General features: G+C 55.9%; 8 protein-coding genes and 1 pseudogene. 7 read left to right on the top strand and 2 right to left on the bottom strand.

Annotated elements, in window-relative coordinates; translation table 11 throughout:
* Positions 1-729, top strand: a pseudogene (locus tag L692_RS32335) (hypothetical protein); the annotation flags it as partial.
* On the opposite strand, the gene L692_RS0102980 reads toward L692_RS32335, so the two are convergent.
* Positions 708-1361: an SdpI family protein gene (locus tag L692_RS0102980; RefSeq protein WP_025697067.1), complete on the bottom strand. Its 654-nt coding sequence runs from the start codon at positions 1359-1361 to the stop codon at positions 708-710. The pseudogene L692_RS32335 and the gene L692_RS0102980 sit on opposite strands and share 22 nt — an antisense overlap.
* A 30-nt stretch (positions 1362-1391) precedes the next feature.
* Positions 1392-1712, bottom strand: a complete 321-nt coding sequence (locus L692_RS0102975; protein ID WP_025697066.1) for an autorepressor SdpR family transcription factor — start codon at positions 1710-1712, stop codon at positions 1392-1394.
* Between the two features lie 234 nt (positions 1713-1946).
* Here L692_RS0102975 and uptA point away from each other — a divergent pair, with 234 nt between their 5' ends.
* The 6 genes from uptA to L692_RS27635 all read left to right on the top strand — a co-directional run.
* Entirely contained in the window at positions 1947-2564 is a 618-nt protein-coding gene (gene uptA / locus L692_RS0102970; protein ID WP_025697064.1) for an undecaprenyl phosphate transporter UptA, read from the top strand.
* Positions 2561-3127: a thioredoxin family protein gene (locus L692_RS0102965; protein ID WP_025697062.1), complete on the top strand. Its 567-nt coding sequence runs from the start codon at positions 2561-2563 to the stop codon at positions 3125-3127. The genes uptA and L692_RS0102965 overlap by 4 nt, the downstream gene beginning before the upstream one ends.
* Before the next feature lie 3 nt (positions 3128-3130).
* Complete coding sequence (locus L692_RS0102960; RefSeq protein ID WP_025697060.1) at positions 3131-3757, top strand: MBL fold metallo-hydrolase; 627 nt, start codon at positions 3131-3133, stop codon at positions 3755-3757.
* A 211-nt stretch (positions 3758-3968) separates the two neighbouring features.
* Positions 3969-4253, top strand: a complete 285-nt coding sequence (locus L692_RS0102955; protein WP_025697058.1) for a hypothetical protein — start codon at positions 3969-3971, stop codon at positions 4251-4253.
* Positions 4254-4329: 76 nt separating this feature from the next.
* A complete protein-coding gene (gene sigY / locus L692_RS0102950) occupies positions 4330-4866 on the top strand; it encodes an RNA polymerase sigma factor SigY (RefSeq protein ID WP_025697056.1) in 537 nt (178 codons plus the stop codon).
* Positions 4853-5201 (top strand): YxlC family protein (locus tag L692_RS27635; RefSeq protein ID WP_036721661.1); only part of this gene is annotated, 349 nt, incomplete at its 3' end. The genes sigY and L692_RS27635, both read left to right, overlap by 14 nt.

Below are 5201 nucleotides of genomic sequence, written 5' to 3'. Positions count from 1 at the left end.
CTGCTGTTCTGGCTGCCCGCACTGGCACGAGCCGAAGCCGTCAGGGCAGGGAGCCTTTACGGTCAGCATCCATCCTCATGGAAACTGCCTGCGGCGGGAGTCTGCTGCCTGCTGCTTGCGCTCAGCCTGCTGTCCTTCCGGGCTTGCCGGGGAGAAGCGCTGTACCGCGCTGCGGCATCGGCCCGCCAGACGCCGGAGGCGGCCGCGCTGCTGGAACGGTCGCTTGCCTGGAACCCATTGTCTCCGAAGAGCGCGCTGGCGCTGTCTTCCCTCCTTAATCCGGAGCGGAGGACGCGAATATTAATGAGCGGTCTGCGTTATTCGCCGATGAACCCTACATTAAATTGGGCGATGGCCGAAGCCGTCTCGGAGCAAGGTCCTCCGGGCGAAGCCTTGTACTGGCTGCGCCGCAGCCAGCAGCTTGACGTTTTTAATTACGTTAAGCGTACAGAATCCGTAAAGCTAATGCTGGCGATGGGTAAGCGTTATCTGGCAGAGGGATATGGGGAAGAAGCGCTGCGCTGCGCGGAAGCGGGACGGGAACTGCTCAAAGAGTATTTTTGGCTTGCGGCTGAAACGGGGGAAACGCCCCTGCATAACGACCGCAGGTTTCGCTTTACAGCCGAAGCCCGCACGCTTAACGAACGGCTGGAAGCCCTGAAGCGGGAGGCTTCAGGGCTGGCCGGGCAGCGGAGGGAGGCGGAAGACTACGCCTTGAAACGGCGGTAATCCGCCCACGAATATACATACGGGAATACGACGGCAAGCAGGAGTGCGGCAATGAGCATAACCGTGAACCAACTTCCCGGAAGAAAGGAGCCGACGATAATAACGACGCCTGCCGCAGCCCAGAGCGCTCCGGCGAGACGATGGGTCCGGCGCCATACCTCGGGACTGGCCAGCGTCCAGGGCGTCTTCACGCCCAGGAAGTAGTTGTCCTTGACCTGCGGCATATAATTGCCGATGACGATAAAGGCTGCTCCGAGAACGACGGTCGCAATTCTGGAGCTCGGCAAGGAGACGCCAAGCCCGTATAATACGGAAGCGGCAAGCGCGAAGTCGAAGATCAGGGATATGACCAGACGGATCATCGCATAAGCATTCTCGAATTTGGCGTAGCGTTCTTTTTTCGGATCAAGGGGACGCGTAATCTGCATCAGGACCGGCATTAGAACCCCAAGCCCGCCAAACAGCGAGATTGCCGAGTCCTTGCTCTGAAATCCGTCGAATTCTCCCGATATACCGATATGGGACGGGAGCTGGGCGGGCAGCCGGTGATAGTTGACCAGCGCGAAGCCGACCGTAAGCAGACCCACTGCAACGGCCAGGGTGTCCTGCCATTTCCATTTGAAATCTTTCATCGCATATTCCTCCTAAGAGCGGTTGGAAGATTACTCTTCCGGTTTTGCGGATTTTGAATGTTCCTGCTTTTTCTGCCTCCTGTTATTGCCTTGGACGCTGTCCGTCAGCTCCAGCAGCCAGCCGAGCACTTCATCCAGAACGGTGGTATTAAGCGTATAGCGGATGAACTGTCCCTGCCGCTCGTCCTGTACGAGTCCCGCATGCTTGAGGGTGTTCAGATGATGGGAGATGCTCGGTTTGGACATGTTGAAGAATTCAGCGATTTCTCCGGCGGTCCGATCCTTGTCGCGCAGCAGACGGATGATTTGCCGGCGGGGAGGATCAGCCAGCGCTTTAAAGGATTCGTTCATCGTGTTCAATACCCTTTCGATATTTAGATAATTGCTTAAATATATAATAATTCGCATCATTTACTTTGTCAACGACTGGAAAGCGGACCTCGCAGCCAAACTAGAAGTCGTAAGCATCCCTATGCTAGAATAGGCTAAGAGAAGCTGGTTGCATAGACAAGAATGCGCGGGAGAGTCCAGGGCTGTACATAGGGTGCAGACAGCATTCGGAATAATCGGGAGGAGGAACGAGAGTTGCATGTCATTTCAGATCTGGTCTCGCAGCTGTTCGAATGGATTCAGAGTCTGGGTTACTTTGGCATTATGATTGGACTTATGATTGAAGTTATTCCCAGCGAGATCGTCCTGGCCTACGGCGGTTATTTGGTTCATTTGGGAGAGATTAATTTCTTCGGGGCCGTTTTGTTCGGTACGATAGGCGGGGTTGTGGCGCAGATTTTCGTGTACTGGGTCGGGCGTTACGGCGGCAGGCCGGTCCTGGAGCGGTACGGTAAATACATTTTAATCCGAAAGCATCATATCGATCATGCGGAAGCCTGGTTTGAGAAGTACGGCACAGGCGTTATTTTTACGGCGCGGTTTATTCCGGTGGTCCGGCACGCCATTTCCGTCCCTGCGGGCATTTCCCGTATGCCGATTTGGCGGTTCATCATGCTCACTACGCTGGCTGTCATCCCCTGGAGCGTATTGTTTGTCTATCTTGGCATGAGCCTGGGTGAAAACTGGAAGAATATTGATGAAAAAGCCTCCGCCTATACGCATGAAATCATCATCGGCGCACTGGCGCTTATCGTGGTTTATTTTCTGTTCAAGTGGCTCCAATCCAAAAAGAAAAGAGGTAATGCGGCATGAAGCGAAATCTGGCCTCCAAATTCGGACAGGGTCTGACGCCCCGTCAATTCGTGGAGAGCATGACCAAGAACCAGCAGCCGTTTGAAGCCTGGTATGAAGCCTTTTCCTGGCAGGACGAGAGCGACCGGGAGTTTTTTGAAAGCCTTAACCACCGCGACGATCTGCGCTCGCTTATATTGGCGGCCGACTGGTGCGGCGACGTCGTCCGCAATGTCCCTGCCGTATTCCGGATCTTGGAGACGGCGGGCATCCGGACGGAAGTGCTCATTCTGGAGGACAATCAGGATGTGATGGACGATTATCTGACCATGGGCGGACGCGCGGTGCCGATTGTCATTATCGCGGATACGGGCGGACATGTGCTGGGACATTGGGGTCCGCGTCCGCAGCATGTGCAGCGGCTGATGAACGAGTTCAAGAGAGAGAATCCGGACCGCGAGGCTCCGGACTATGAAGCCAAAATCGCCGAGGTCCGCAAGGCGATGGGCCAGGCTTACGGGGAAGGAACGGAATATCAGGCTGTGATCGCCAGGGAACTGCGCGAACTGATTTCCGGCTTTTGAGCCATGCTGAACATTCGGAATTTTAATCTCGGTCCTTTGCAGACCAATGCCTACCTGCTGACGGGAGCGGACCCCGCCAAAGGCATTATTATCGACCCCGGCATGAACCCGGCCCCGCTCGTGCGGGCCATTCAGGACATGGAAATCGAGGCGATTCTGCTGACGCACGCCCATTTCGACCACATCGGCGGCGTTGACGAAATTCGCAAGCTGAAGAACTGTCCGGTCTATCTCCATGCCCAGGAGAGCGATTGGCTGACAAATCCCAAGCTGAACGGGTCGCTTCTGTGGCCGAGCGTATCGCCGCCGATTACGACGGACCCCGCCGAGTTCGATCTGGACGAGGGACAGAAGCTTGAGCTTATCGGCCAAACGTTTCGCGTCTTTCACACCCCCGGCCATTCTCCGGGAAGCGTAAGCCTGCTGTGCGAAAATGACCTGTTCTCCGGCGATGTGCTCTTCCGGCTGAGCGTCGGACGTACCGACCTGCCGGGCGGAAGGGAGCGGGATTTGCTGGATTCCATCAAAGGCAAGCTGTTCAAGCTGGGTGACGATGTCACGGTATATCCGGGACACGGCCCGCGTACGAGCATCGGCTTTGAGCGGTCGAACAATCCTTATGTGTCTTGACAGAAGATAACGTTGATCGACAAAATGCGGGAAATAGGCTGGACAAAAAGATACAAACTTGCTACAATGACGTTAATTAAATGTAACATTTACCTAAGCGAAGCACGCAGACTGTGGAATGATCCCGGTTTGCGTTCTTTTTTTGTCTTGCGGCTTGAACCGACGCCGTCAGGCGTTTCTCTTAGGTGAAGAGTGAACGGAGGAGCATTTGTTGAAGAACAGGATAAGCTATCTTGTGGATTACGGGGAGTACGGCAGTGAATCCGGATTTGCTGGCGCTGAGCAGGCGCCGGATAACGTAAAGGATCAAGCTGCGGAATCAAACGGAGAGGGCGGTATTCGGGAAGAAGCCGCGTCCTGCACTGGAGCCGGGGATCATGATCAATACGCTTCGCAGATGCCGGCTGTTCCCTTGTTCTGGAGCTTCCCGAGAGGAAGGGGAGTAAGGCAGCCTTGGCGGACCAGACTGTGGGAGCATCAGAGAGACCAGCTTTAATTTGTTCATGAAGCCTTTGAACGATTCAATCATCTCAGGCGTATTACATATGAAAAAATAAACGGCGGGAGAACCGATGAACGACGAGGAATCTCAAATCATCCGCAAGGCGCAGCGCGGCGACCATCTTGCGCTGGCCCAACTGCTTCAGAATCATTATGCCTTCCTGTACAAGTATTTGCTGAAGCTGACGATGGACCCGGCGCTTGCGGAAGATGTTACCCAGGACACGATAGTCAGATGTATGGAAAAGATCGCGTTATACAACGGCTCGTCCTCTTTTTCTTCCTGGATGATTACGATAGCGACCCGGCTGTATATCGACAGGATGAGACGGCGCAGCCGGGAGGAGGAATGGATTCGGCGCGAGCAGGGCATCCGGTCGATCCGCTGGCGGTTCGAGACCCGGGGCGAAGAGTGGAACGAGGTGCTGGACGCCTTGTCCCGCCTCCCCTTGCCCCAGCGGGCGGCGCTTCTGCTCAAGCATTATTATGGCTACAGCTACGGGGAGATTGGCGGCATGCTGGGGATTCCCGAAGGGACGGCCAAGTCGCGCGCGGCGTATGGGCTGCGGCAGCTGCGAGAGGAGTTGAAAGAGGATGACGAAAGATAATACCGGACCGGATGGCGGCGGCAGGCCGGGAGACACGCCGGAACAGGGAAAACGGCCGAAGTCTGCGGACGGTGCCTCACTGGAATTCGCGCTGCCGGAGCTTATAGAGGGCTTGGAACGGCTGGACCGCGCATACGCCGAGGACGCCGCACCGCCTTCGCTGGGCGAACTGCAAGCCCGGATGATCGCCGTATCCGAAGGACAACGGCGGCGGATGCTTAGGGAATGGCTGCTGTTCTGGCTTGTCTCCTTGTGCCTGCTCGGGTTCTCCTTGCTGGCGATGACTTCGGCGCCTCTCTTGTACTGGATGATTCAGGGGCTTGTTCCTGTCGCGG

This window comes from Paenibacillus forsythiae T98, from assembly GCF_000520735.1.
Taxonomy (GTDB): Bacteria; Bacillota; Bacilli; order Paenibacillales; family Paenibacillaceae; genus Paenibacillus_AQ; species Paenibacillus_AQ forsythiae.
This window is presented reverse-complemented; position numbering and strand designations above follow the sequence as displayed.